The sequence below is a fragment of the Lentzea sp. HUAS12 genome (genome assembly GCF_024125735.1).
GTDB lineage: Bacteria > Actinomycetota > Actinomycetes > Mycobacteriales > Pseudonocardiaceae > Lentzea > Lentzea albida.
On the sequence record NZ_CP099738.1, the window covers coordinates 4,620,881 to 4,646,678 of the forward strand.

General features: G+C 66.5%; 22 protein-coding genes. 15 read left to right on the forward strand and 7 right to left on the reverse strand.

The window, feature by feature from the left end; genetic code table 11:
• Positions 1-11: 11 nt before the first annotated feature.
• On the forward strand, positions 12-1,208 hold the full coding sequence (locus ND450_RS20270; protein WP_253327636.1) for a cytochrome P450: 1,197 nt from the start codon (positions 12-14) through the stop codon (positions 1,206-1,208).
• A gap of 102 nt (positions 1,209-1,310) precedes the next feature.
• Here ND450_RS20270 and ND450_RS20275 read toward each other — a convergent pair whose 3' ends face one another.
• The gene (locus tag ND450_RS20275) at positions 1,311-2,222 is read right to left on the reverse strand and encodes an alpha/beta fold hydrolase (RefSeq protein WP_256557539.1); all 912 of its coding nucleotides are present in this window, start codon (positions 2,220-2,222) and stop codon (positions 1,311-1,313) included.
• Between the two features lie 30 nt (positions 2,223-2,252).
• Here ND450_RS20275 and ND450_RS20280 point away from each other — a divergent pair, with 30 nt between their 5' ends.
• The 9 genes from ND450_RS20280 (at position 2,253) to ND450_RS20320 (ending at position 11,983) form a co-directional block, all read left to right on the forward strand.
• Entirely contained in the window at positions 2,253-2,672 is a 420-nt protein-coding gene (locus ND450_RS20280) for a hypothetical protein (RefSeq protein WP_253327638.1), read from the forward strand.
• Position 2,673: 1 nt separating this feature from the next.
• Entirely contained in the window at positions 2,674-3,165 is a 492-nt protein-coding gene (locus ND450_RS20285; protein ID WP_253327639.1) for a hypothetical protein, read from the forward strand.
• A 104-nt stretch (positions 3,166-3,269) separates the two neighbouring features.
• Positions 3,270-3,434 (forward strand): hypothetical protein, encoded by a 165-nt coding sequence (locus ND450_RS20290; protein ID WP_253327640.1) that lies wholly within the window; start codon positions 3,270-3,272, stop codon positions 3,432-3,434.
• A 56-nt stretch (positions 3,435-3,490) separates the two neighbouring features.
• Positions 3,491-4,867 carry a hypothetical protein gene (locus ND450_RS20295; RefSeq protein WP_253327641.1) on the forward strand — a complete coding sequence of 459 codons (1,377 nt, stop codon included), beginning with the start codon at positions 3,491-3,493 and terminating at the stop codon, positions 4,865-4,867.
• 181 nt (positions 4,868-5,048) lie between these two features.
• Positions 5,049-6,704 carry a YcaO-like family protein gene (locus ND450_RS20300; protein ID WP_253327642.1) on the forward strand — a complete coding sequence of 552 codons (1,656 nt, stop codon included), beginning with the start codon at positions 5,049-5,051 and terminating at the stop codon, positions 6,702-6,704.
• A gap of 249 nt (positions 6,705-6,953) precedes the next feature.
• Entirely contained in the window at positions 6,954-9,209 is a 2,256-nt protein-coding gene (locus tag ND450_RS20305; protein WP_253327643.1) for a lantibiotic dehydratase family protein, read from the forward strand.
• Positions 9,206-9,961, forward strand: a complete 756-nt coding sequence (locus ND450_RS20310; RefSeq protein ID WP_253327644.1) for a lantibiotic dehydratase C-terminal domain-containing protein — start codon at positions 9,206-9,208, stop codon at positions 9,959-9,961. The genes ND450_RS20305 and ND450_RS20310 overlap by 4 nt, the downstream gene beginning before the upstream one ends.
• Positions 9,958-11,031 carry a lantibiotic dehydratase C-terminal domain-containing protein gene (locus ND450_RS20315; protein ID WP_253327645.1) on the forward strand — a complete coding sequence of 358 codons (1,074 nt, stop codon included), beginning with the start codon at positions 9,958-9,960 and terminating at the stop codon, positions 11,029-11,031. Before ND450_RS20310 ends, ND450_RS20315 begins: the two co-directional genes overlap by 4 nt.
• 1 nt (position 11,032) lies before the next feature.
• Positions 11,033-11,983 (forward strand): cupin domain-containing protein, encoded by a 951-nt coding sequence (locus ND450_RS20320; protein ID WP_253327646.1) that lies wholly within the window; start codon positions 11,033-11,035, stop codon positions 11,981-11,983.
• A 172-nt stretch (positions 11,984-12,155) separates the two neighbouring features.
• Here the strand turns inward: ND450_RS20320 and ND450_RS20325 are convergent, their stop codons facing one another.
• On the reverse strand, positions 12,156-12,716 hold the full coding sequence (locus tag ND450_RS20325) for an aromatic amino acid lyase (protein WP_253327647.1): 561 nt from the start codon (positions 12,714-12,716) through the stop codon (positions 12,156-12,158).
• A gap of 685 nt (positions 12,717-13,401) precedes the next feature.
• On the opposite strand from ND450_RS20325, the gene ND450_RS20330 reads away from it, so the two are divergent.
• Positions 13,402-13,719 (forward strand): hypothetical protein, encoded by a 318-nt coding sequence (locus ND450_RS20330; RefSeq protein WP_253327648.1) that lies wholly within the window; start codon positions 13,402-13,404, stop codon positions 13,717-13,719.
• A gap of 1,404 nt (positions 13,720-15,123) precedes the next feature.
• Positions 15,124-16,578 carry a metallophosphoesterase gene (locus ND450_RS20335; RefSeq protein ID WP_253327649.1) on the forward strand — a complete coding sequence of 485 codons (1,455 nt, stop codon included), beginning with the start codon at positions 15,124-15,126 and terminating at the stop codon, positions 16,576-16,578.
• 158 nt (positions 16,579-16,736) lie between these two features.
• On the opposite strand, the gene ND450_RS20340 is transcribed toward ND450_RS20335, so the two are convergent.
• Together ND450_RS20340 and ND450_RS20345 are read right to left on the reverse strand one after the other, a co-directional pair.
• Positions 16,737-17,300, reverse strand: coding sequence for a hypothetical protein (locus tag ND450_RS20340; protein ID WP_253327650.1), 564 nt, complete (start codon positions 17,298-17,300; stop codon positions 16,737-16,739).
• On the reverse strand, positions 17,297-17,677 hold the full coding sequence (locus ND450_RS20345) for a hypothetical protein (protein WP_253327651.1): 381 nt from the start codon (positions 17,675-17,677) through the stop codon (positions 17,297-17,299). The genes ND450_RS20340 and ND450_RS20345 overlap by 4 nt, the downstream gene beginning before the upstream one ends.
• 398 nt (positions 17,678-18,075) lie before the next feature.
• Here ND450_RS20345 and ND450_RS20350 point away from each other — a divergent pair, with 398 nt between their 5' ends.
• Positions 18,076-19,977 carry a PAS domain-containing protein gene (locus tag ND450_RS20350; protein WP_253327652.1) on the forward strand — a complete coding sequence of 634 codons (1,902 nt, stop codon included), beginning with the start codon at positions 18,076-18,078 and terminating at the stop codon, positions 19,975-19,977.
• Here ND450_RS20350 and ND450_RS20355 read toward each other — a convergent pair.
• Both ND450_RS20355 and ND450_RS20360 read right to left on the reverse strand, forming a co-directional pair.
• A complete protein-coding gene (locus tag ND450_RS20355; protein ID WP_371927739.1) occupies positions 19,968-22,169 on the reverse strand; it encodes an MMPL family transporter in 2,202 nt (733 codons plus the stop codon). The genes ND450_RS20350 and ND450_RS20355 overlap by 10 nt on opposite strands.
• A 290-nt stretch (positions 22,170-22,459) precedes the next feature.
• Complete coding sequence (locus tag ND450_RS20360; RefSeq protein ID WP_253327654.1) at positions 22,460-22,777, reverse strand: hypothetical protein; 318 nt, start codon at positions 22,775-22,777, stop codon at positions 22,460-22,462.
• 718 nt (positions 22,778-23,495) lie between these two features.
• Between ND450_RS20360 and ND450_RS20365 the strand changes: the two genes are divergently transcribed.
• Together ND450_RS20365 and ND450_RS20370 are read left to right on the forward strand one after the other, a co-directional pair.
• The gene (locus tag ND450_RS20365; RefSeq protein ID WP_253327655.1) at positions 23,496-23,768 is read left to right on the forward strand and encodes a hypothetical protein; all 273 of its coding nucleotides are present in this window, start codon (positions 23,496-23,498) and stop codon (positions 23,766-23,768) included.
• The gene (locus ND450_RS20370) at positions 23,765-25,219 is read left to right on the forward strand and encodes a PAS domain-containing protein (RefSeq protein ID WP_253327656.1); all 1,455 of its coding nucleotides are present in this window, start codon (positions 23,765-23,767) and stop codon (positions 25,217-25,219) included. The genes ND450_RS20365 and ND450_RS20370 overlap by 4 nt, the downstream gene beginning before the upstream one ends.
• A gap of 120 nt (positions 25,220-25,339) precedes the next feature.
• Here the strand turns inward: ND450_RS20370 and ND450_RS20375 are convergent, their stop codons facing one another.
• The gene (locus ND450_RS20375) at positions 25,340-25,705 is read right to left on the reverse strand and encodes a hypothetical protein (protein ID WP_253327657.1); all 366 of its coding nucleotides are present in this window, start codon (positions 25,703-25,705) and stop codon (positions 25,340-25,342) included.
• Positions 25,706-25,798 lie beyond the last annotated feature (93 nt).

Genomic DNA, 25,798 nt, shown 5'->3' on the forward strand with positions numbered 1-25,798 from the left:
CAGGAGCGCCCGTGGCCCCCCACGTCAGCTATCCCCTGCAGGACGTCCCCGGCATCGACATCTCCCCCGTGGTGCGCGATCTGATCGATCGCGGACCGGTTCACCCGGTCGACACCGCCGGTGGGCGGATCGGCTGGCTCGTCACCGGTCATGACGCGGTCCAGGAAGTCCTGCGTGACCCCCAGTTCAGTCGCGCGGCCATGACCGGCGACGCGGCCGACCCGCTCGGAGGTGCGTTCGAGGGGCCCGGCGCGATCGTCTCACTGGATCCTCCCGATCACACCCGCGTGCGAAAGGTCATCGCCGCGTCGTTCACCCCTCGGACCATCACCCGCCTCCGCCCCGGAGTCGAGGTGATCGCCGAGCAACTGGTCACCGCGATGATCGCCTCGGGAAGCCCGGGCGACCTCGTGGCGGGAGTAGGAGTCCCGCTCCCGTTGATGGTCATCTGTGAACTGCTCGGCGTCCCGTACGAGGATCGAGCGACCTTCAGCCGGTGGGCCGACTCCATCATGGCCATCTCGTCGATCAGCCCGGACGAGGCGTCGGCGAACAAGCAGTCGCTGCTGGGCTACCTGCACGATCTGGTGCGTGCCCGGCGCAACGAAGCACAGCACGACCTGGTGAGTCTGCTGGCACACACCCCTACCGGCGATGGGACACCGCTCGACGGACTCGAGATCGCGAACCTCTGCATCGGCATCTTGGTGGGCGGGTACGACACCACCGCGAACGAGATCTGCAACATGGTCTTCCTGCTGTGCACCAATCCCCACTTGATGGCACACGCACGCACCGGAAGCACCGGGCTGAACGAGACGATCGACGAGATGATGCGGTGGATAGCGCTGTCGATCAACGTGGGTTTTCCGCGCAAAGCGACCCGGGACACCGTGCTCGGGGGACAGCCGATCGCCGCGGGGGACGTCGTCTTCCCCGACGTCATCGCCGCCAACCGCGACGCCTCGGTGTTCGCCGATCCGCACAGCCTGGTCCCCGGCCGCGAGAACCAGCGCCGGACCCTGTTGTTCGGGTCCGGTCCGCACTTCTGCCCCGGAGCGCATCTCGCGCGGACCGAGATCGAGGTCGCGCTGTCGACCTTGCTCAGAAGGCTTCCCGGCCTCAGGCTGGCTGTAGCGCCGGAGGAAGTCCCGTGGCGCTGGGGACAGCTGGTGCGCGGTCCGCGCGAACTGCTCATCTCGTGGTGACTTCGCCTCTCCGCTGACCACCGGCGAGCTTCTCCTCACACGGTTCGACCGAGCATCACCGCGGTCACCACGCCGTCCCCGTCGAAGCGAGACGCCCACGCCTCAGAACCGCGCTGAGGCAGTCAGGAAGTCCGCGACGAGCGCACCGACCCGTTCCGGGTCCTCGACCTGGGGGTAGTGGCCGACGACGGGGTCGCTCAGCTCGAACACCTGCGCCGCAGGCATTCGCTCCCGGATCCTGTTCAGGACGTGCGCTCCGCTGATCGGGTCTGCGGGCCCCCAGAAGAACGACATCGGTCCTGCGAAGTTCTCCAACGCCTCGGTCCACCGGCGCTGGTGCAGGCGTCGATCATGGATGTAGCGCATGAGGGCGGGAACGACCCTGTTGCCACGCGCATGGGTTACCGAGCACCACATTTCGGCGAGCACCTCCTCACTGACCGGCCTGCCCAGCACGGAACGGAGTGACCGCACGAACGACCGGTAGGACATGGCTCGGGCCACGCGCGGGCCGAGTCCACTGTGGAGCAGGCGCTGGGCGAGGACCGGCCGGTGCAGGTCGGGGCAGAGACCGCCGTTCAGCCACGCCACCGAGGTGATCCTCTCCGGGCAGCGGGCCAGCAACTCCCGGGCCACGCTCACTCCGTAGTCGTGTGCGACGAGATCGGTGCTGGCGATGCCGAAGTGGTCCCAGACAGCCATGATCATTTCGGCCTGGTCGTGGATGCGGTAGCAGTGCTGGAGCGGCTTGTCGCTGTGGCCGAATCCGAGAAGATCGGGTGCGACGAGCCGCAGATCCCTCTGGCGCAGCGCGGGCCGCATCGGAGCCCAGTCGTGGGACGAGATGGGGAAGCCGTGGATCAGCGTGACGTTCGGAGCCGAGTCGGGTCCGTCGGCGCAGACGAAGACACGGTGAGAGCTGCCGGGCGACGACAGCAGCTTGCCTGACGCCTTCGCGAGCCCAATTCGGCAATTTCCACGACCGCGTACATCAGCAGAAATCAAGTGGTACACACCACTCGAATGTGTAGTTGCACGCCACTCGTGCGCACTACGCTACAAATCGCGATATTGCGTCTAATTCAAGACGGGGAGAAGATGGGATTTTCCAGAATTCTTACCGCATCCACCGTTGCTTTCGCCGCCCTGTTGGGCGCACTGCCAGGTGTCGCCAGCGCCGATGTGGTTGTTCCTCCCAGAGGCCAGTACATCTTCGCTCGATTCCCCGGCGAATCCGGTCTGACATTCCGGATCACCTGTCGCACCGCGACCGCAGGGGCCACAGCAGCTGCCGACATCGGCTGGCGATACGGCGAGAACGACTGGAGAGCGACGAGCTATGGCGTCGCGACACCGTTCACGTCCACCTACAGCAGGCCGAACACGTCGACAAAGATCACTTTTGTGGCGAACAACCTCTCCTACGACCGCTCTTTGTCATGCAACGGCACCATCGTCAGCTGACTTGAGCAAGCACACCACCAGGCCGGCAGAAAACAGCAGGTTGGTTCACCACTCCGCATCACAGAAATTCAGAAAGGCATACCCCATGCCCAGCACGACCAAAGCACGTGGCGCCGTCTCGAGGCTACGCCTGCTTTCAGCTGCCTTCGCCGTGATGACGACCGTCATGACCGTCTCCTCGATGCCGGCGACAGCGGACGTGTCGGCACTCGACGCGATGACGCTGCAACCTGGCGCCCAGGGCGGTCTCGTGGTGCCAGGCAACGAACAAAAGCTGAGCTTCTACGTGGAGTGCGAGACGAACCCCGCAGGACAAGCGGCACGCGCCAACGTCGCGTGGTACCAGAACGGCAGACTCGTGGCGAACACGGCTGGAAGGGCGACGCCGTTCAGGTCGTCGTGGAGCAGGCCGACTTCGTCGGTGCGCCTCGAATTTCGGGCAACCAATGCGGCCGGCACGGTTCCGATCAGGTGCGCGCTTTACAGCGCCTGATCGTCATCGGAGTCAGTGCGCTAGAGCTTCAACACAGGAGTAGCTCGCGGCCAGTTCGCAGCGCTGCTCAAACAGATTGCTGTTCAACCAATCAGGAGGAAGCAATGTTCGACGAACTCGACACCTTCGACATGGCCGCGCTGGAGATCATGCCCATCTCCAACGACTCGGTGGAGGCCGCGCTCGCGGCGGGCCACGGCGCGACCGAGATCGGCCTCTCGACGTCGTTCTGCTCGGTCGGCTGCAGCTTTGCCGGCCCGGTCGCCTGACCAGCGCTCTGAGTGAGGGGCCGCCGCCTCGGTGCGGCGGCCACCTGGAGGTAGGTGTGCGAGCAGTCCTGCGCCGTGGCGTGTGGATCGAGTCTCGGGGTAGCGAGATCGTTCTGCCCGGACCGGATGGCGAGCTTCGCTTCAGCGGCGCGGCGGGACGATTCATGTCCCTGCTCTGCGAGAGACTCGACGGCAGCATGAGTGTCGCCGAGCTGCGCGCTGCCGCGCCCGCTCACTTGGTTGAACGGCTCGACGAGGCGTTGACGCTGCTGCGGTCGAACGGCTTGCTCTCCTGTGGCGAGCCACCTGATGTGCCACTGATCGTTCTCGGAGGTCCTGCCTATTGGCGCGACCGAGCAAAACGATCACTTGTCACGGGGGCGTCGTCTTCGAGGTCCACGGTAACGGAATCCGCCGTTCACGCGGTTCTGCGTGGAGACACCGCCTGGATAGGACCGCTCGGATGCACCGAGACGCGGTGGTCGCAGATCGAGTGCCGGCTACCGCCGTTCACCGGCTTCTCACACGATTTCGCCCCGCCAGAACTGGTGGCGGCGGTTCTCGAGCTCGAGGTGAAGACCCGACGCCGGGGCACGTGCCCACAGGTGGTCGCGGTTCACCCGGATGGCACCACGTCTCGACACAACGTCGTACCTGTGCGCAGCATGCGCGAGGACCTGTCTCGTGAACAGGCGCTTCGCTGGTGCACAGACCCGGTGACGGGAGTTCTGCGCGGTGTCGGTGAAACCGGTCTGTTCCAGGGCTTCGGCGTTGCGACCAAAGCCACCGCGGCAGCGTCCGGCCCGGCGAGTGCCGCGGTCCTGACAGCGGTCGCCGTTGCCGACGACCTCGCCACAGCACGCGCCCGCGCCTGTGAACGAGTTCTCCGCAAGCACATCACCTCTGACCTTCTCCTGCGGCGAACTGCCAACACGGTGATCGGCGTCGGATCCGACATGAGCGAGGCGGCGGCGGAATGCCTCTCCCAGGTGTCCGGCGGTCCACGGCTGTCGGTGCCGGCTGAGCGCGTGCGTGCGATCGTGGCGACCGCGCCGTCCCCGTTGAGGGATTTCGAGCAACTCCTCGATGCGGACGACCGGTCGTGGGCGGTGACCCAGCTCGGCGACGAAGTGCCGGTGCTGGAGTTCTGGCTCGATAACAGGGTCGTCGGTCGTTTCTGCACCCCTACCCCTGAACGCACCGTGGAGCGCGGTGTCGAGTCCCTGTTGTCCGCTGCCGCTGCGGGCGTGCAGCGCGAGCGGGGACGCACGGTGATCGGCAGTGCAGGTGTGGCGCCCTCCTGGCGGACGTGCGGCGATCCGTTGACAGTCCTGGGGAATCGCATGAATCCGGTGGAATCCCGCGATGAGGCCGGCAGTCCGGTGTGGCGAGCCGCTGGAGTGTCGTGCCAGGTCGAGGTGTGCGTTGGCTGACGTCGTCGCTGTTGGCGAACCTGACCTGGTGAAGCGGCTGGCTCCCCTGTTGTCCCCACGTCCGGAGAAGATGCCGGGGTATGCGTTCATCCTGCCGGGAGTTCAAGCGGTCTACCGCCTGCTGTACTCCACGTCGGTCGAACGGGGTGTGCTCCGGCGGCTGCCGGAGCACACGCGCTGGGTGACAGCGGTGTTCGACGGCGGATCCGTGATCATCTGCGCGGGACAGGGAGTTGCCGGCAGCTGTGCGCGCTGTGCGGTCAGGCGCAGAAAGGCCCTGCACTCCGGACGCCGCGACGTCGGCGACCAGACCGCGCACACGGCTGCCGAGGATCGACTGGTCGCCGCGGTTCTCTCCGCCGTCCTCGAAAGAGGACTTCCCGATGACACCCTCGTCCGGCAGGTTCGACCCGCTGTTCCCGCCGTCACCGATCATCGGCTGATCCGAGATCCCGGCTGTGAGGTGTGCGGCGAGGACGGCGAGCCCAGCTACGATCCCGTACCCCGAACGCCGCGTCCCGTGCTGCAAGGCCGATTCCGCCTGACCGATCTACGCGGTGCTGGAGCAGTACCGCTGCTCCGGTGCTCGGACGAGGAATTCGGAGTGACGAGCAACCTGGTTCGTCACCACCCCACCACCTTTCCCTCCGTGTCGGCGAGCGTCCCCCTCGGTCTGGACGGCGCCGCCGATCGCGGATACGGCCGAGCACTGGACTCGTGCGATGCCGAGGTCGTCGCCGTCGCGGAAGCGCTGGAGCGCCGGGCGGCCCGTCACCATCGCGATGCGGCAGCCGTGGCGTCCTCGGCGCAACTGGGCGACCGGGCGTTCGACGTGTCGTCGCTCGGGCTTCCGGTTGGCCCGCAGGGGTTTCCGTACCAGCGGCTCACCCCTGACGTGGAGCTCGCCTGGGTGACCGCGTGGTCCGCCGGGCAGGACCGCCTCGTGCTGGTTCCGAGGTCCGTCGCGTACTACCAGTCGTGGGCAACGGGGGCCGACCAGCCCGTGCTGCAGGAGACGTCCAGCGGGTGCGCCGTGGGGTCGTGCCTCGAAGAGGCGGTTCTGCACGCCTTGGTGGAGGTGGTGGAAAGAGACGCTGTCATCACTGCCTGGTACGCCCGGACCCCGTTACCCGAAGTGGATCTCACGACGGTCACCGATCCGGAACTGCGAGTTCTGATCACCAGGATGCGCACCCGGTCGGGTTATGACCTTCGAGCCTTCTGGGCCACTCGCGACATCGCGGTGCCGGTGTTCTGGGTGGTCGCGACCGCTCCCCCCGGCCAGCCGGATCTGCCCGCGATCGTGTGCGCGTCCGGCGCCGCTCCCTGTCCGGCTGGCGCGCTGCGTGGCGGCCTTCTGGAGCTGGCGGCGGCGCTGGACCACAGGCGCGCGTCCTGGCCTGGCGACCCCGAACAGCGACACCGCGCGGCGAGGATGCTTCAGGATCCAGGCCTCGTCCAGGACATCACCGACCACGGACTGCTGTACTGCCATCCCGACACGGTGCCACGGTGGAACTTCCTGCTTGGTCACGGCGCGATGCGACCGTGGCGCGAGTTCGCGAAGTCGCGCCGGCCGAGCCGCGGCGATCTGCTGCTCGACTGCCGCGCGCTGGTGCAGGAGACGCTCGCGCGGTGCGCTGACGTCCTGGTGGTCGACCAGACGACGGTCGAACACACCACCGCAGAACTGCGGTGCGTGAAGGTCCTGGTTCCGGGGGCGGTACCGATCACCTTCGGCCACAACGCCAGACGTGTCCTGGGCATCCCGCGGTTGGACGCCGCCTTGACGGCCTCGGCACGTGCCCTCACCTCGCACCCCCATCCCTTTCAGTAGGAGCAAAGCGTGGACGACATCGTGCTGCCGGTGGCAGTGAGGCGCGCGGGGTTGCGATCGACCGACGCGACGGCGCTGGTGTCGGCCCCGCTGCGAGCGCGCCTCGATGAACTGGTGCGACGGGAGCAGCAGGTGGACGTGCTCGTCAGCCGGGTGACCGATGCTCTCCACGACGTCATCGCGAACCGCGCTCACGGCGACGGCCGGGGCGAACTGGTCGGTGTGCGCCGGGCGGCGCACAGGAGGAAGGTGCGGGCCGCGGACGTGCACATCGCACGCACGTGGTCTGGAGACCGGATCGGTGACGCGGTGGCGGAGGTCGCCGCCCGGTCGGCCGAGATCGACCGGCTCGGGGCCGAACTCGAAGTGATCGTGACCGAACACGAGCGGTCCGCCCTGGACCACCTTCGGCGGGTGTGTGCGGACCCGGTGGTGCAGCGCGGTCTCCGCTCGACGCTTCCGGCTGTCGCCGACGCGATCCTGCCCTGGCTGCGCGGGGGCACTCCTCCCGGATGGCGGCTGCGAGCGGCGCTGGTCCGCCTGGTGTGCCGTGCGGCGGTGAAGACGAGCCCCCTGTCCTCGTTCCTGGTCCAAGGCGCGGCCCGGTGGCACGACGAGCTCGCGGACAGCGGCAACCGGACCGCCCTCGTGGTGGAACCCTCGGTCGAGCGGCTGATGCGGCTGCGAGCGGTTATCGCTCGGGAACCGCGGTTGTGGCCGCGACTGTCGATCCGGCTCAATCCCGGTCTGGTAGCGCACACCGATCGTCTCGTCGTGCTCGGCCCTCCTCCCTCCGGCGACGTGGCGGAGATCCCGCTGACTCCTGCACTGGAACGAGCGCTGGCACTGATCGCGGACCGGACGCCGGCGACGACGCAGGACGTCGCTTCTGCGCTGTCACGTCGACCGGACCAGGGCGAGCTGCTTGTGCGGCGGTTGGTCGAGGCCAACGTCCTCGAGGTGCACGTTCCCGTGGCGGACCAGGACCCGGAGTGGCCCCGGACGTTGCTGGCCTGGTTGCGTGAACGCTCGACGGACGCGGAATTGGTCGCGGCGCTGGAAGAACTCGCCGCCGCGCCGGCGACGGAGCGCCTGGACGAGTGCGGCCGCGCCGTAGAGCGCGGTGTTCATCGGGTGGACCGGTGGCTTGCCGATCAGGCGGCACCTCGCGGCACAGGCGCCTGGGCAACAGAGGAAATGGTGGTGAGCGAGGCGATAGCCGTGCCACGCGCGCCCGCGTTTCACGTCCGGGACGATCTGGGTCGTCTTCGGCAGGTGCTGAGCCCGTTCGACTCCACGCTGCCTTATCGCGCCGCGCTGGCCGGTTTCCACGCCAGCGCCTTCACGCGCTCGCCTGTCCCTTTTCTGGTCCTCTACCAGGAACTGCATCGCGCGCTTCGCGATCCCGGCCACCGGCACCACATCGCGGCCCGAGCCGTCCAGGATGCCGCGGTGTGGCCGGGAAATGCGCCGCCCGGTCCGGAGTGGAACCTCCTCAGGGACGTTCTGGCGGCACGCTCGGCGGCGGAACGAACGCTCAGATCACTCCCCTGCGACGAGGAAGAAGTCGAGGTGCCGGACCTCGAGCCGATCGCGCTCGGTGGCCGGTGGTCACTTCCCAGGATCGCGGTGCTCGGACAACCCCTGCCAGAGGGCAGGTTCGCCGTGAACTCGGTCGTTCCCGCACAGGCGTGGGGAGCGTCGCACGTGGACAGAGCGTTGCGGCGGGCCGGCTTTGCCGGGCTGAGGGCCGAGCCGCCCTCAGACGGGGGTGCGGCACTCAGGATCGAGGTGGAGAACGTGCTGGGGCATCCGCTCAACGCACGCACTCGCACCACGACACACGTACTGGACTATCCGTCACTCGTCTCGTCGGCCGCACGGGATCGGCGGGTGCCGATCGGTGAGCTGATCGTGGTCAGCGATCAGTCCGGGCTCCTCCAGCTGCGCTGGAGCAGAGAGGACGTGGCGGTGGAGCCCGTGCACACGAGCACGCTGTCACCGGCCTTTCTGCCCCCGGCTCTGCATCTGCTGGTGCACGGGTTCTGCGCCGACACCTTGACGCTGTATCCGGGGCGTCTGTGGCTGCGCCGGCCCAGCGCCGACGATCGGTCCGATGTGGTGTCGCACCCGAGACTTGTTCTGGGACGCTTGGTGTTGCGCCGCCGGTCATGGTCGGCGTGGGTCGACGGGTTGCCGCGACGGGCCGCGGGCGAGACAGGTGCTCACCACCTCGTTCGCTGGGCACGGTGGCTTGCGGAACATGGCGTTCCGGAACGTTGTTTCGTGCGTGCCTATCAACACGACTCCACCGCTGCGTCGACCAACACAACGAAGGCGAGGAAGCCCCTCTACTTCGACCTGGGCTCGCCGCTGCTCGTGCGCGCGGTCGAGGATTCGCTGCGGGGAGCGGGCGGGATCGCTGTCTTCACCGAGCTCGCGCCTGATCCCGGCAGTGCCGACAGGGTCGAGGAACACGTTCTGCTGGAGGGAGAAGTACGGTGAACGACACCAGCTGGGTGTGCCTGCACGTGCACCTGTCGCACCGTCAAGACGACTACCTGCGCGATGTCGTGCGACCGCTCTTCCAGTCCATGATGGACGGAGAACTGGTGGACCGCTGCTTCTTCCTGCGCTACTGGCAGGAAGGGCCGCACATCCGCGTGAGGCTTCATCCGAGAATCAGCGCCGATCGAGCACGGATCCGCCACGCGCTGCTGGAGAACAGCTCCGACTGGCTGCGCGAGGGTCCTGCCGCACCCGAAATCGACGAGCGGTCGTGGTTGGACGCGGTACGGCCGTGGGCAGCCGCGGAGGGTGAGCGCGACGTGCTGCCACCACTTCCGCACGGAAGTCTCGTCGAGTCCACCTACCGGCCAGAACACGATCGCTACGGACGCGGCGCGGTGCTGGAGGCTGTCGAGCGGCATTTCACCGACTCCAGCAGACTGGCTTTGCGCCATCTGGAACATGACATGCCCACTCGGGCGAGGCTCACACTGACGGCCACCTGGTTGGCGGAGTCCCACGCGGAGGGGCTGGTATCCGACAACCCCGCCCTGGCGGGATCCCCTCTCGCCCACTCCGTCGCGGAGCTGGTGCACGCCCTTCGCACAGCCGACGACGCACCACCGATCTCGCGAGTGGTCCGCGACTGCGCACACCTGTTGGCCAACCGACTGGGAATCGGCCCGCTTCAGGAAGACGCCTTGCGCGCACTCGTGCTCGCGACTCGAGCGGACCGGGCGTTCGCATGAGTGTCGGGCAATGGGCCGCGGCGCGCGTGCACTACTACTCGCAAGATCGCGATGCCCTGGTGTTGCGTGCGGTGGCTCCGCTCCTGCGGTGGCTCGAAGACCGATCGGTTCCCAGTTACTTCGCACCGCACTGGAGACTCGGTCCCCACCTGCGCATCGCAGTCGCACCGCGAACCGGGTCAGAGGATCTCCTGGCGCACGGCGTCCAGACTTTCGTCGAACCCTTCTTGCTGAACGAACCCTCGACCGCACGCATCGACCCCGACGCGCTGCGGACCGTGCACGAGCAACTGGCCTGGGACGAGCAGGTCCTCGAGCCGCTGCACCCGCTGGCGCCGGACAACAGCGTTCACTTCGGCGTGGAGGACGACCGGTCGGGCGTGGTGGGAACGGAGTTCGCCGGCCTGGTGCGTGATTTCGACGTCGCTGCCTGGAAGCACTCCGTCGACAGCTATCGGCTCGTGGAGGCAGGCCGTTCCAAGTTCTCCCTGGCTTTCGACCTGCTCGCTTCGACGGCACTCATCGCCACACCGGAGCGTCATGATCCCGTCTCCGGGTTCGGATCGATGCGAATGCAGGCGGAGCGGCTGGTCGTCACCGCGTCCGATCCTGTTCGAGTACGACAGCACTGCGAATCGCTGTACGACAGGCTGCGCCCGGCGTTGATCCGCCGCCTTCGCTCGATCGTCGACGGCGTGCCCGACGGCGACATCGCCGGTCTGCGATGGACGTCGTTGATCGAGCCGCGGCGCGATGAGGCGACGGCTCTGCACCGCCGTGGCGTGCGCATGCCGATGGCCAGCGCGGATCCTGCCACGTGGGGTCGTTATGCGGAGTCCGTGCGAGCCAGTCCTCTGCACATGGCGACGATGGGCGATCCCGCCCAGCTCGAACGGCTGTCCCGTTGCGACTGGCACCAGGGGTACCGGTTCGCGGTCAACCTCTGCTACCTGCAGTTGACCCGATTGGGCATCACGGCGTCCCAGAGGCTGCAGGTCTGCTACCTGCTCTCGCGCACGGCGACGGATGTCATCGGCACCCTGACCAGCCCAGATCGAGTAGGAGCGTGAGATGCACCCGCTTGTGGAACGTTTCGCCGCTTTGGCGCGACTCTCCCAGGTTCAAGAGCAGCCGTCGCCGGCGCACCTTCCGGGCCTCGGCAAGTGTGCGCCGTTCACCGCCGTCACCGCCGCCGAGGTGGAAGGCGTGATAGGGCGGCACGGACTCCGCAGCGAACAGGTGGTCGTCACCAGGCACGGCGTCGTGGTACCGGCGGCCCAGTACACCGCGACCGCGCGAATCGACCGCGTTCCACTTCCCGGTGTGGTGAGGCACGCAGCGCTGTTCGACCTCGTGGAGAGCGGGCACACCCTGGCGTTGCCGGGGTGCGAACTGTGGCTCCCCGGCATCGCGGTGTTGTGTGATCAACTGCGCTCTGCCCTCGCCCAGCCCGTTCTGGCAGGGCTCTTCCTGACTCCGGCCTCGGAGACGGGACTCAGCGTGCACACGGACGCCTATGACGTCCTCGCCGTCCAAACGACCGGCAGCAAGCGATGGCGGGTGTTCGCGAAGCGTCCGGAGCCGGTGCGCAACGCACCCGTGGACGTGTCGGACGAACCCGTCCTCGATGTCGTGCTTCAGCAGGGCGATGCGCTGTTCGTGCCACGCGGCTGCCCGCACGTCGCTTCCGCCGAGAGTTTCAGCCTGCACGTCTCCCTGGGAGTCCAGGCGATGACCGCACGGGAGGTCCTGGTCGCGGCGATGCGATCCGCCACCTTGTCGGCCGACCTGGATGCGCCGATGCCTTACCGGGAAGTCGGCGATCTCAACGACCGGCGGGCTGCCGTGCTGCGTCGCGCGAGCGAGGCGTTGCTGACAGGACTGTCCTCTGACCAGGCCGATCGGGTCTACCAAGCGCTGTCGTCGTCGACGACGACAGCGCCGTCGCCGGGCCGGCTTCGGAGGCTCGAGTCAGCGGCCGAGATGACGGACTCGCCCTCTTGGCCGGGCACCGCACCGTGACGTCTGCGTCAGAACCGGCAGGTTGAGCCGCAGAGGATCCCGACCGACCGGCCTTCATCGCCCGCGACCAAGGGACTTCAGCCCTTCATCCGCCGGAGCGCTTCTCCGTCCGTGCAGCGGCCGCCTCGGCGAACCTGCGCAGGATCTCGTCCCGCCGTGCGCTGAACTTGGCTTAGGTGGCCGACATGAGGTCCGCGATGAACGCCGACCCGTCACCAAACTTCTTCCGTTCCTGGGGCAGTTCCAGCACGGCGTGCGGGTCGAAGTGCAGGATGACGTCGATCGGCTCCAGTCCCTGCGCGACTCGTTCGGCCTGTTCGGAGAAGCCTCGGGACAAGCTGTTGGCCCGGATCAGCATGGCCGCTCGAACCACCTCGACAGGCGCGCTCGAACCCGTGCCGTTGAGGTGGTAGGTGACGAGGTTCTGCTGGAAGGCGGTAGCCTTGTCCGGACTCAGGTGGAAACGCGCGCTGTCGCCAAAGCCCGTGATCACGCCGTAGATGGGTCTTCCGGTCGCGATCAAGCGATGCCGCAACTCGACAGACCGGCGCATGCGCGCAGCCGCACGGCCGTCGATCCTCACGGACAGATCCTCACCAGCTCGCGCCACCGCAACGACCTGGTCAACACTCAAGCTGTCGTCGCCCAATTTCACGCCGACGTCTTCGCCGCACATTTCCCGTGACGCCGACGAGTCGCTGTCATCAGCAACAAGGTTGTCCGCACGAAACATTGGTACCTGCCTTCATTCGCGAGCGGCGCGAGCCACCGAAATTCAGGCGATCTCACATCGACGCCGGAGATTATCCAGACGGAAGACAAAATCCCCACACGTTTGTGTAGCGTGTGGGCTCATCATTTCCCCACCGCAGCCTTGGTCATCGAACCAGGTCTTCGCGGCGTCACCCTCTCCGCCGCACCTCGTCGGCGATCGCGCTCGCGCGGGACGGGCCACGCGTGAAGAGTTCCGGGTGCACGTGCGGGCCGAGCGCAGCGTCTTCAGCCTCGACCGGCCACGCTCTTCGCGGGCTGCAGGACGTGCACACCCGACGTGGCCGTCGATCCGATCCCAACCGCGCGGCCCGCATCGACCAAGCGGGCCGAAGTCGACCATCACAACGATGTGCGGATGCACAGAGAACGCGACGCAAACCATCGCCCGCAGGACGGACACTGGGAGAGCACGAATGAAACACGGCGACTCCCACAGTTTCGTCGCCGGATTGCAGGGGTGCACTCGGGTTCGTCCCCGAGAGGGCTCCATGCGCATCTCTCCTGGCGCGTGGAGCCCTCCTGCGTGCCATGGAGATCGATGAACGAGTCAGACGACACCAAACAGCAGGCGCACAAACGTGCATTGCCGACAAGCAGTGTCCTGAGTGGACTAAACGGGCACCAAGTCCACTCAGGAGGATGAGATGAAGTACATCAGCCCAGCGAAGATGGCACTGCTCGGCGCGTGCGCGGTCACCGCGATGTTGTCGGCGGCAGGTCAAGCCTCGGCGGCTTCCGCGAACGACTGCTCGCAGACCCAGAGCTCGCCCGGCAGCATCACCCTGGCGTGCTCTGGCGTCGGCTCCAGCATCGGCGCTGCCGAGGCCGAGGCCGAGCGGTCGCTCACATTGTGGTGGAACCGTGACGGCAGGCGGCACTCCTGTGCGGGCGTGTCGGAGCAGCAGTACATCATCACCAACGGCTACAAGGTCGTGGCCAACTACAGGTGCTCGGTGGCCTAGCACGCCTCCAGCCGCAGCCGGGACCGTCGGTCGACCGCGGCGACAATCGGCCGACGGCACAGGAGCGGGTGGTCCGCAATCGCGTTCCTCGACGCGACGGGGCCACCCGCTCGATCCCTGGCAGGAAGCGATTCCGACAGGGATCCCCTTTCGCTGCGCCACAAAGCACACATGGGTGTAGCGCGACGCACGCGCACTCCGAAGACGATGCAGCGGTGGTGAGCAGCCACCGCAACGTTGACACGTCTTCGACAGGAGTCCCGGTGCCTCAGACCCCGCTGATCGCAGCAACGATGTTGCTCGCGTGCGCCTTCGCGACATCGACACCGGCCGCAGAAGCCGCCTCCTCCGCGGATGCGGTGAGCATCGCTCCTCGTCAGACAGGAGGTTTCTCCTGGGACCGCGACCGCGACTGGCCAGTCGTGTCGATCACTTGCACTGCTGCAACGACTTCTCCCGCCAGGGTTTTCTGGGAGCACAAGCAGTTCCAGACCGATGGCGCATGGGTCACCGCGAACCAAGGTTCGAAGTCCACGAACTTCGTTTCTTCGTACAACTCGTTCACTCCCTACTCCCAGGTGTATCGAGTCAGGGTTTCCAACGATTCGTGGGATCGGACGATCACATGCGCCGCCACGCGAGACTTCACCTCCACGACATGAGGCTGCTGGCAACCTCGGTTGCACCAGCCCGGAAGTCCGCTTCCCGCCGGCAAGCGATCCTCAGGCAGAAAATCCTGCGACCACACAGTTGTGCGCCTGGATGACCTGATCGTCGTAGACGATCGCGACGAGTGCTTCAGCCGTCCTTTCTGGACTTCTGCGGAAAATCCACACTGGATTCGTGGTCGAACACCATGTCCTCCAGCGCGGACTGCTGAATGTTCACTCGTCATGACCACATGGTTGCTTGCCGAGCCGCCGCCCCTCGTCCTGATCGGCTCGTTCGGTCCGCGAATGCGGAAGACAGCGAGAGCCCGGCTCGGAGGCGCCACCTCCACCAGGGGAAATGATGACAAAGGCGAACGCTGCGGCTGGACACGACGCAGAAGCGACGACGCCCGGTGACACGACCAGGCGGTCGTTCATCGGAGGAGCTCTCGCTACCGGTGCGCTGCTCACCGCGGGAACAGGTACGGCATCAGCCGCAGAAGACGGTAAGAACCGGCCGGCGTGGCAGATCGAACGCACTGAACTTCTGTGTCAGCCGTATCTGCTCGACCCCGACGCGGACAGCGTGCGTGTGGTGTGGCACACCGAAACACGTGGCGTCATGCATCGGGTGGTGTACGGCGAGGGTGTACGCAACGCTGATGACGTCGACGTCATAGCCCTTGCACTAGGCGGCCGCCGCCGCGGACGTGATCAGAGGGTGGCAAGCGCACAGACCGCTCGTCTGTCGAGAATGCGCGAGGATGCCGAGTCCAACAGTTCCAGCGGTTCGAAGCCCAGCACCGTGGTGGAACGGCACGTGTACCGCCATGTCGCCGTAGCTGAAGGTCTGACGTCGCGTCGCGTGCCCTACCGCGTCGTGTCCTTCGACGAACGGTGGCGGGTGGCGATCACTCCCGTGCACACGTTGTCCGCGGTGGCGCGAGCGGGCGAACCAGTGACGTTGCTGCTCACCAGCGACCACCAGCTCAAGACCATGACACCTGCGAACCTCGAGCTCGTGGGGCAGACCGTGGGAACCGAACTCGACGGGGTTCTCATGGCCGGCGACCTGGTGAACGTGCCCGACCGCGCGAGCGAGTGGTTCGACGATGCCTCGGGCCTGGCCTTCTTCGCCGGCATGACCGGACGAGCCCACCGCGAGATCGCGGGCAGGATCTACCGCGGCGCTCCGCTGCTGCAGAACAGCCCGCTGTACCCCGTGATCGGCAACCACGAAGTCATGGGACGCTACTCCACCACCAACCCTCTCAGCGCCCAGTTCAACGATCCGCAGCCGCGCAGGATCGCGATGCGCGACCGGACCGCGCGCGGTTCCGTTGACGACAGGTCGTGGAACGTGCGGACCTATGAGGAGCTGTTCCCTTACCCACGCAGCAACTCAGGGGGATCGCGGTGGTGGTCGCGCACCGTCGGGGACGTGTTCCTCGTCGGCCTGTTCGTCACGCAGATCTGGCGCGTTCCCACGGCCGGCGCTCGCGGCAGGTACAGCGAGGCAGAGTCTGACCTGCGCTCACCGGAACGCTGGGGTTACGGCCAGTTCCCCTTCGAATCCGTGGCCAAGGGCAGCGAGCAGTACCGGTGGGCCCAGCGTGAGTTGTCCTCTCCCGAGGCCCGCCGTGCGAAGTACCGCGTGGTGATGTTCCATCACCCGTCCCACGGCCTGGGTGACAACTCCGCGCCACCGTTCTCGGATCCGGAGCAGTCGGTCGAGCGCGACCCTGCGACGGGCGAGGTGAGCGCGGTGCGCTATCACTACTCCTTGCAGCGCGACGAGATCCTCACCGACCTGGAGCCGATGCTGAACAGCCACGGTGTCCACCTGGTGCTCAACGGCCACTCCCACATCTGGAACAGGTTCCGCAACGCCCGCGGCATGCACTGGCTCGAGACGTCCAACGTCGGCAACACCTACGGCGCCTACGACACGAGCTCTGGTGCTTCCCGCGCTGTTCCGCAGTCTCCCGACTACGTCCAGCAGGGTGATCCCGGTGGGCTTCGGCCCGTGGTTCCGACCATCGCGCCGCTGACCGGTCCCGACGGGACGCCGTTGCCGTTCGTGTCGAGCAATTCGGTCACCGCGTTCTCAGTACTGGACTCCGGTCGCGGAGTCGTGCGGTCGTACCGATACGACACGCGAACTCCAAAAGATGCCGCGGTACTCTTCGACGAGTTCTCTCTTCTCTGACGAACAGTTTGAAAGATCGCTTGCAGGCGCTTTCGGCACCAGCAAGCGATCTTTCAACACCAGCACAATGGCCCGGCGACTCATCGAGTCACCGGGCCATTGTCACCGCTAGGCCTTACGTGTAATCGTCTTCCATCATTCCAGGTCATCCCCCAGGATCAACCGATGTTGAATCCGCTTCCCAGCGCGTTGGCCCCGTCGCGAACGGTCCTGCTCGTCCCCGTGCCACTCCCGCCCGGCGTCGCCGCGAACGAGGTGATGGTGATCGTCGCGGGGATGGGGTAGGGCGCACGCGGATTCTGGAACTTGCCGAGCCCGCTGACGTTCGCGTCGAGGGTGTAGTTCGCGCCCTTGGGAACGACGACGTTGATGTAGATGCGCTGCGACGCACCGCTCGAGGGGCAGGCGCCGCTTGCAGACCCGGATCCGGCCGCACCAGTCGCGGTGACCGAGATCGACGGGGTCAACCTGTACTCGTGGTACGTGATGGAGCCCGGCGTCGGGGAGTACGACTCCGATGCGAGCACCGGGCACTGGATGGACACCTGGAAGTAGCCGTTGACCGCCGAGGCCTGCCCCGCGGCGAGCGGGGAGATCAGGACAGCGGACGCGGCCAACGCAACCGAGGCGGCGCGTGCGAGACGCGGGAGCTTCAGACTCTTGCTCATCTTTTCCTTCTTCGCAGTCGGGTTGCTGAAACGCTGAAGAGATGCGACCGTCATTGGACGATCCTGGAATTCGAGATCGTGCCGTTGGTGGCGTAGAGCCGGAATTCCAGGCTGTCGATGGGAACCGAGCTGAAGGTCGCGACGGTCCTGCTGTAGTTGCAGAAGGGAGCAGGCGCTTCACACGCACCGGTGATGATGGACTTGACGCCGCCATTCACGAGGATCTCCGCCTTGTAGAGGCGTGGCGAGACGGTGAAGTCGACAGTGATCGTCGCCGAGGTCTTACCGGGTTTGACGGCGAAGAAGACAGAACCGCTCGGCGTGGTCGGATAGCCCTCAGCCACAGAGGTGCCTGCCGTGCCGAACAGCGACGCGACGATGGCCAACAAGACGAAGGCCACCGAACCCTTCTGGCGCAACGACGTGTTCATCACTTCTCCTTGAAAGCCGCATCAGAGGACGTCTTGCGGGAGAAATAGTCTGGTGTCGCGCCCGCATTGAAGGCACACATGTGTGTACTTTCTCGGAACGAGCTGGGTCAGGAACTCGACTTTTCCTGCGAACAACGAGTAACAGGCCTCATAATCGAACCGCGCGATCCACCGCGTGACGAAGAGATATTTCGCGCCCAACGACCGTGCAGATGATCGGCGCAAAGTGCGGAACTTCCGCTCCTCGGCATCGGGCCGGCAAGCCGCACCTGACCCGCGTCGTGACCACCTGAGCATGGCCACGTGATGAGGACGTTTCGTCGGTGTGCAGAGGCCCCACGCCTGCTGAATGATCACACATATGTCTGGTCGGAGCGGTCTGGACAGCGTGCGCCGGCATGGTGCGCTTCGGCCGAACGACCAGGATCGGCACAGCGGAGAGGCTTGACCACCGGATGAGCGGCGGGGACTTTGCACACTCGGGAGACACCCGCGAGCAAGCGGAACTGGACGCAGGAAACGACCTTCGCGTCTCGACCTGGTGGGGCGGAGAATGGGCGCGGGCCCTCAACGCGATCTCCTTCGCCGTCAAGGATCACGATCGCAGGTTCGTCCACGTCTCCCCCGGTTTCGCCGACCGGCTCGGCACGAGTCCGCAGCAGCTGATCGGACTCAGCGACGCAGACCTCCCGGGCATGGCGGAGGCCGACCGGTATCGCATCCGCGCGGAAGAAGACACCGTCATCTCCGGCAACCTTCCTCTGGCGATCACCGTCAGATTCCGGCAGCGCGATGGCTGGACAGGGCACGGCGTGGGCATCCGGTTCCCCGTCGCCGGGCCCGACGGCCGGCCCGGCGTCGGATCGTTGCTGCTCGACATCACCGAGCACGTTCGCGCCAAAGAACGATTCGCACTGTTCATGCAGCACTCGGGTGCCTTCGGTGCGATCAAGGACTTGAACCAGCACTACATCTGGGTCACCGACACGGTCGCCAAGCACCATGGCCGTCACGTCGACGAGGTGGTCGGACGAACACCGGCCGAAGTCTGCGATCCGGAGGTGGCCGAGCTCGAGCTCGCTCAGGACACCGCGATGCTCGAAGCCGGCGGCGGACCCATGACGTTCGAGTTGCGCGACCGCGGCGCCGGCGACGCGCCGCTGGTGCGTCGAGGAACCCGCTTCACGTTCACCGATGCCGACGGCCGCACCTGCATCGGGTCGGTTTTCATCGACGTCACCGCAGAGGTGGAAGCCAGTGCGCGGGCGGCCGCAGCCGAGGAGCGGTTCACCTCGTTCATGAGGCACAACCCAGCGGCGGCGGTGATGAAGGACGCGGAAGGCCGTTACCTGTGGGCCAATCCCGCCTACTTCCACACCTACCGGGTCGATCCGGACCACTTCGTGGGCAGGACCATCCACGATCTCACCGACACGGAGACGGCGGCGTACGCCACGGCTCTGGACCAGCAGGTCATGTCCAGCGGTCAGCCCCTGCGCGACACGTCCCGCCACACCCGCGGCGACGGCAGCACCGGGGTGGACATCGGCTACCGCTTCCCCCTACCGGCACCGGACGGCCGAACAGGACTGGGTGCTGTGTCCATCGACATCACAGAGCTGCACGAGGCACGCGAAGCGGCGATGCGCGCCGAGGCGCGTTACCGAGAGCTGTTCGAGCACAGCGGGATACCCATCATCGTGTTCGACCTGGGCGGCAAGGTCGTGAACGCCAACATCGCGTACGCGCAGATGATCGGGCACTCGCTTTCCCACCTACGCTCCCTGCACATCCGTGACCTCGTGACCGGCACGACGGCGGTCAAGGACAAGCCTCGCTGGGACAAGCTGGTCAGCGGCGAGATCGGTCGTTACCGGTCGCGTGCGATGCTCCGCCATGCCAAAGGGACGCTGAGCGCCGCGGTGGCGACCATGAGCTTGATCAGCAGTCCGGACGGCACACCTCAGTACGTCTACTCCGTCACCGACCCGGTCGCGGACATCGACACGGATCTCGCTCCCCGAGCGGCGACAGGTCCCGTGCCGCAGCTGGAGGAAGAACGCCTCTGCCGCGAGGAACACACAATCCTGACCACGCTCGCAGCAGGTGGCACGCTCGCGGAAGCCGGGACCGCACTGCACCTGTCCCGCCAAGGCGTCAACCACCACGTGACGAAGTTGCGCAGACGCCTTGGCCTGCCGGAGCGAACCCGCACCGCGGGCCTCGTGGCCCGCGCCTACGCGGTGGGCATCCTGGTACCCGGGACCTGGCCGCCTCACACGGCGGCCCCCTACAGCTGAGGCTGCGGGCAAGCCCGCCCAGCAGCGCCGGCCGCCGACCTGCCCCGCCGCCCGGCCGGCCACCAGTTGGCGTGGCCGAGGAGCTGCATGGTGGCGGGAACGAGGATCATGCGAACGATGGTCGCGTCGATGGCGACCGCGGCAGCGAGGCCCAAGCCGATGATCTTCGCCGGCAGCGCGTCTCCACTGACCAGTGCGGCGAAGACAGCGACCATGATCAGGGCGCAGGACGTCACGACGCGTCCGGTTCCCGCGACTCCTTCGGTGACCGCCGCGGTGTTGTCGCCGGTCTCGAGGTAGCTCTCCCGCATCCGTTCCAAGAGGAACACCTCGTAGTCCATCGAGACGCCGAACGCGATGGAGAAGATGAGCACGGGCGCGAAAGCGAGGACGGGGCCAGGTCGGCCGACGCCGATGAGTTCGGCTCCCCAGCCGAGCTGGAACACAGCGACCACGACGCCGAACGCCGCACCGATGGACAGCAGGTTCATCGCAGCGGCTTTGAGCGGTACCAACGCCGAGCGGAACAGGACGGTCAGCATGATCATGCTGGCGAGGAGCACTCCGCCGACGAGCCAGAGCAGCCTGTCCTGCAGAGTCGCGGCCAGATCGATACCACGAGCGGTCTGGCCGCCGAGGTGCACCGGGCTGCCCGTCGTGCGGGTGAAGTCGGCCATGACGCCAGCGCGCACTTTCGCCACCAGCTCGGCGGTGCGCTCGTCCTGCTGGCTGAAGGCGGGAGTGATGCGGAAGAAGGCGGCGTCGGCGTCCACGGACCGGTTGGGAGTCACCTCGCTGACTCGCACGACGCCGGTCAGTTCGGCAGAGCGCTCGGCCAGCGTGCGCACGGCGTCGAGATCGCCACCGCCCCTCGTCAAGTCGACGACAACGGTGAGTGGACCGGTCGAGCCCGGCCCGAATCCGGAGGCGAGCAGGTCGTAGGCACGGCGTCCGGCCGAGGACTCGGACTCGTTGCTCGCGTCGACCTGACCGAGTCTGATCGACAACGCCGGTGCGGCGAGGATCAGCAGGACTCCGACGGCAAGGACCGCTGCCACGCGCGGACTCCGCTGGATGCTCGTGCTGAGCCTGCGCCACCGGTTCCCCTGGGCGGAGTCAGGCGGCAACGGCCGTGCCTTGCGACCGAACAAGCTGATGAGCGCCGGCACGAGGGTGAGGGTCGCGGCCAGGCAGATCAGGACGGCGACCATCGCGGCGACCGCCAGGCCGTTGATGAACTCCATGCCGACCACCAGCATGCCGGCCAGCGAACCGACCACCGTGAGCGCGGAGAACACCGTCGCTCGCCCCGCGGTGGACATGGCTGCCTGTACGGCTTCCAGAGGTTCGTGGCCGCGTCCGAGCTCGCCCCGGTAGCGGTGCACGATCAACAACGCGTAGTCGATGCTGATTCCGATGGCGAGGAACGAGACCACCTGTGCCGCGAAGTCGGGAACGAGGACCTGCCTCGACAGGTAGAACAAGACCAGGGTGATTCCGGTACCGACACCGAAAAGCGCGACCAGCAGGGGCACCGACAGGGCAACGATCGACCCCAGGGACAGCAGCACGACCAGAGCGACCGCGATTCCCACGAGTTCTGCGTACGGTGGCGGGCCACTGTCGACGAACATCTGTCCCACGTACTCGACGGTGACACCTGATCCGCGGACGGCGTCGCCGAACGCCGACTTGATCTTCTCACCTGTCCCGTCCGGCAGCGCGGACGCCCTCTGGCCGAACTGGACGGAGGCGAACCCGATGCGCCCGTCCGGAGAGGTCTGCCCGGCGTCGGCCACCTGGCCGTCGGTCTCACCGTAGGGGCTGCTCACACCGACCACTTCCGGGCTGGCCGCGCGGACGGCGGCCAGGCCGCGTTCGATCGTCTGGCGCACGTCGGTCTGCGCCAGACCTACCTCCGCGCTCAGCACGATCTGCCCGCCATCACCGGCGCGTGCGGGAAAGCGCTCCCGGAGCAACTCCGTCGCCTTTTGCGCATCTCCCGATCCGACGGAGTACTGAGTGCTCAGTCCGCTCCCGTGCAACCCGAGACCGACCGTTGCCGAGACCGGTACACCCGCCAGCACCAGTACCCACAGACCAAGCACGAGCCACGGCCGGCGGAAGGCGAAAACGCCGAGCCGAGCCAGCCGAGACCGCCCTGCCGGGGCCGATGGTCGTGCCATTGGCATCGACCGGGCAGGCGAAATCTTCTTCAAAGCGAATCACTTTCTAGGATTTGTCGGACCGAATCAGGTCCCGTCAACTGTCTCGACGTGGATCAGCAAGATCAATCTGGCTGGCAGGTGAGTCGACGTAGGGCCGTCCTCCGTGTTCGGCGCCACACCAGCTCGTGAGCGACAAAAGCAACTGCGAGGACGTACAAGGCCGAAAGACGAAAAGTGGCGGGTACCGAGTGCCCTGCACACCCAGTACCCGCCTGATCTTCAGGTAGATCGAATGTCGCCCAGCGCGAGCTGTGTCACCTGGAGGACACGCAGTACACCTTCCCGCCGCCCGACGCCTTGAACGCGATCTTGGTTGCCCCACTGTTGCGCGTCACCGTGTTGTTGGAACCGATCGCGACGAAGGTGTTGGCGGTGGCGGGCACGTCGTCGAAGTACCAACGACCGTTGACACTGCTGCTGCCGGTCGAGGGAGAAGCGCCCCGCACCGTGGCCGAGTAGACCTTGCCCGGGGCGTTGGTGAACGTGCACTCGGGTTGCGGGGTGGTCGTGTCGGCGGAGGCCACACCACCGAACGCCGCAGCAGCAGCCAACGCGCACCCGAGAGCAGCCATGGACGAAACAGACGTGCGGATCATGACGGTTTCCACCCTATTCGTTGAGCACTGCGGGAGCAGGACGAAGAAAGCAGGCCCTGATCACCAGAAGCAGGGGCATGTCGTCCCGTCGGCCGGCCTGACCAAAGCCACGGCAGATGGTGTCAACCACCGAACCGTGCACACCACGCACAAACGTGTGGCTGCAGAGCGCACGGAAGCACGGAGCCATCGGTTGTCCCAACGGTTCACGCCGTCACACGGATGGCCGGCGAGTTGGCGCCCTCGCCGTCGAGGCACCCGGCGAAATGAGACGCCTCCAGCGGCGCGGAGTGGTGGGCGGGGACGCCCGATCCGGTTTCATTACCGCCTATTGCGCAATCCCGCCCGAACAAGAGACCAGACATAAGTCTGAAGTTCTCACCACACCACCTCAGCCCACTGTGCAAATGTCCCCTTGCACACGCGTTACCAGCCACTTTCACGGCTTACGCTCCCCGTGGAGCACAGGATCACTGGTTGCACTACTCGGTTCTCGAGCAGTTTGCGGCGGCGGATTCGGGGGCTCGCACATCCCTGTCTCAGTGCAACGAGAGGTTTCGCAATGGGCGAGATCAGTGTTCTTCACGCGCCTCGAGGGGCGGAGAACGCGAACTGTTCCTTCGACGGCATTCCGACAGTGCGGTTCGAGCAGGTGGGCAGAGGTTTCGCATGGACACTCCTGACAGCGGCCGGCATGCGGTTCGCCCGGTCCGCGACGGTGTTCGGCGGGTTGCGGGCAGCGGCTTTCGACCTCGACGGGGTCAGGCGGCTGGTGGCGACCGGGGGCTGCACGTTCGCGGTCGAGCGCTTCGTAGCTCCTCGGTGGCGGTGGAGCTGTGAGTTCCGCGGCGTGGTGGTGGTCAACGGACTCGTCCTGCGACCGGCACGCGAAGAATCGATGGCCGACGTGGAGCTGTTCGCGCAGGCGATCGTGAGGTGTGTCCCCGAGACGAAGGCAGCCGGATGACCGCGGACAACCTGTGGCTCCCGGATCTGTCGGCATTCTTCGCCCTGGCCGCGGACGCACTCGTCTGCGCGGGGCCTGCGGGTGAGGGAGGAGCGAGCGCGACCGGTTTCCGCGAGCACGCGACCGCCGTTCCGTTTCCTGCCGGGGTCGTCGACCAGGACAGGAGGATCGTGTGGGCGAACCCCTCCGCCTGCGCCTACCTCAACGTGGACGCCGAGACGCTCGAAGGCAGCAAACTCACCGACATCGGCGTGAGGGTCGCTCGGGCGACAGACCCCTTTCTCAGAGCCAGTCCCGAGTGGGTCGATGTCGTGGGCCTGGGCGGGGTCAGACACGTCCTGCTGAGGCGCATGCCTCTTGATGACGGGACTCACGGGATGCTCGCACTCGACCTCAGCGGGGTGGTGAACGCGGCGCTCAACCTCGATGAGGCGGAAACCCGGTTTCGTTCGTTCATGGAACACGCTCCTGTGGCCGCGGTGCTCAAAGACGAGGCCGGGAGGTACGTCTGGGCGAACCCCACCTACTTCGACACCTACCGCATCCCCCCGGACAACTTCCTCGGCACGACCGTGGAAGACCACCTGCCGCTCCAGGCCCGAGAGCAGGCGCGCATGATCGAACTGGCTGATCGCCAAGTGCTCGAGCAGGGCAAGCCGGCTCGAGCGACCCGCAAGTTCACGAGACCGGACGGTTCCACCGGAACCGACGTGGGCTGGAGGTTCGCCCTGCCCGCGGGGGACGGCACGAAGCTGCTGGGCGAGGTCTTCCTCGACATCACGGAAAGCACCTCGGTCAAAGCGCGCCTGAACGCGGCTGAAGCGCGCTACCGCGACCTGTTCGGTCACTGCGGGGTGGCGATGGTGGCCACGCAGCTGAACGGAGCGGTGGACCAGCTGAACAGCTCTGCGGAACAGCTCCTCCGACGGTCACTGGCGACCGCTCGCGGCAAGCTCCTCGAGAACTTCCTCGCTCCGGAGTTCGGCGCGACGCTTGCCAGGCAACGCGCGGCCTTGCTCGCAGGGAGGAGATGCCCGCCGGCGAACGTGACCGTGCTCGTCGCGAACTCCGACCCCCGCACGGTGCAGTCGTCGATCGTTCTGATACGCGATTGGAGAGGAGAACCCGACCACTTCGTGCACGTCCTGTCGCCCCTCCAGGTTCAACCACATGAGCGCGGAGAGGACGACCGTCCGTCTTTTCTGCTGACCCGGGGTCAGGCGAGGATTCTCGAGCTGGTGTCGGCCGGTTTGACCGACACCGCGGTCGCCCAGTGCCTGCGGCTCACGCGCGACGGCGTGACGCACCACCTGAGGAGGCTGAGCGCCTTGCTGAACACCAACACGAGAACCGAGCTCGTCATGCGCGCGGTGAACTTGGGGCTTCTCGACGGCTCGCAGTGGCCTCCCGTTGTTCCGTCCCACAGGGTGTCGCGCTCTCGTCAACCATGACCGAGCCGCTTCACCGAACTTCCGCGAGGCAGAAGTGTCCACTCTGACGGCCGTACGGCGAGACGTGCCCGGCACCGTGTTCGGTGCCAGGCACGCCTCGCCGCGCGTGGTGGAGGTCGGTCAGGAGCAGGTGATCAGCGATCCGCTGAGCCTGCAGGTGAGCCACTCGTTGTCGGTGATCTTCAACCGCTGGTTGGGTCCCACCTGCCGGTTGCCGACCCGGACCGAGTACGAAGTGGACCAGATCTCGTCCGTGTCCGCGATGAACTGGCTCGACTTCTCCCCGTTGTACAAAGGGATTCCGGTGTAGCCGTAGCGAGCGATCATCATGGTCGTACCGGTCATGTTGGTGATCTCGCCGCAGAAACCGAGCCGGCACTCTCCAGCCGAAGCTGCCGGCGCCAGCCCGGCGCACAAAGCCAACATTCCCGCCAGCACACCGCCGGACAGGCTGGCCACACCGAGTTTGCGCAGACGCGCGTTCATCACAGTCCCCGATCGTGTATGCGAACTACAAGCAGTCAAAAATGATCAAAGTGGTTGAGAAGACCCGCGACCCGGATCACGGTCGCTGCTTAC

Coding starts and splice junctions, on each gene's coding strand:
- ND450_RS20290 (WP_253327640.1), top strand. CDS start 3,270: ATGTTCGACGAACTCGACACCTTCGACATGGCCGCGCTGGAGATCATG.
- ND450_RS20315 (WP_253327645.1), top strand. CDS start 9,958: ATGAGTGTCGGGCAATGGGCCGCGGCGCGCGTGCACTACTACTCGCAA.
- ND450_RS20320 (WP_253327646.1), top strand. CDS start 11,033: ATGCACCCGCTTGTGGAACGTTTCGCCGCTTTGGCGCGACTCTCCCAG.
- ND450_RS20325 (WP_253327647.1), bottom strand. CDS start 12,716: ATGTTTCGTGCGGACAACCTTGTTGCTGATGACAGCGACTCGTCGGCG.
- ND450_RS20330 (WP_253327648.1), top strand. CDS start 13,402: ATGAAGTACATCAGCCCAGCGAAGATGGCACTGCTCGGCGCGTGCGCG.
- ND450_RS20335 (WP_253327649.1), top strand. CDS start 15,124: ATGCGCGAGGATGCCGAGTCCAACAGTTCCAGCGGTTCGAAGCCCAGC.
- ND450_RS20340 (WP_253327650.1), bottom strand. CDS start 17,300: ATGACGGTCGCATCTCTTCAGCGTTTCAGCAACCCGACTGCGAAGAAG.
- ND450_RS20345 (WP_253327651.1), bottom strand. CDS start 17,677: ATGAACACGTCGTTGCGCCAGAAGGGTTCGGTGGCCTTCGTCTTGTTG.
- ND450_RS20350 (WP_253327652.1), top strand. CDS start 18,076: ATGGTGCGCTTCGGCCGAACGACCAGGATCGGCACAGCGGAGAGGCTT.
- ND450_RS20355 (WP_371927739.1), bottom strand. CDS start 22,169: ATGCCAATGGCACGACCATCGGCCCCGGCAGGGCGGTCTCGGCTGGCT.
- ND450_RS20360 (WP_253327654.1), bottom strand. CDS start 22,777: ATGGCTGCTCTCGGGTGCGCGTTGGCTGCTGCTGCGGCGTTCGGTGGT.
- ND450_RS20365 (WP_253327655.1), top strand. CDS start 23,496: ATGCGGTTCGCCCGGTCCGCGACGGTGTTCGGCGGGTTGCGGGCAGCG.
- ND450_RS20370 (WP_253327656.1), top strand. CDS start 23,765: ATGACCGCGGACAACCTGTGGCTCCCGGATCTGTCGGCATTCTTCGCC.
- ND450_RS20375 (WP_253327657.1), bottom strand. CDS start 25,705: ATGAACGCGCGTCTGCGCAAACTCGGTGTGGCCAGCCTGTCCGGCGGT.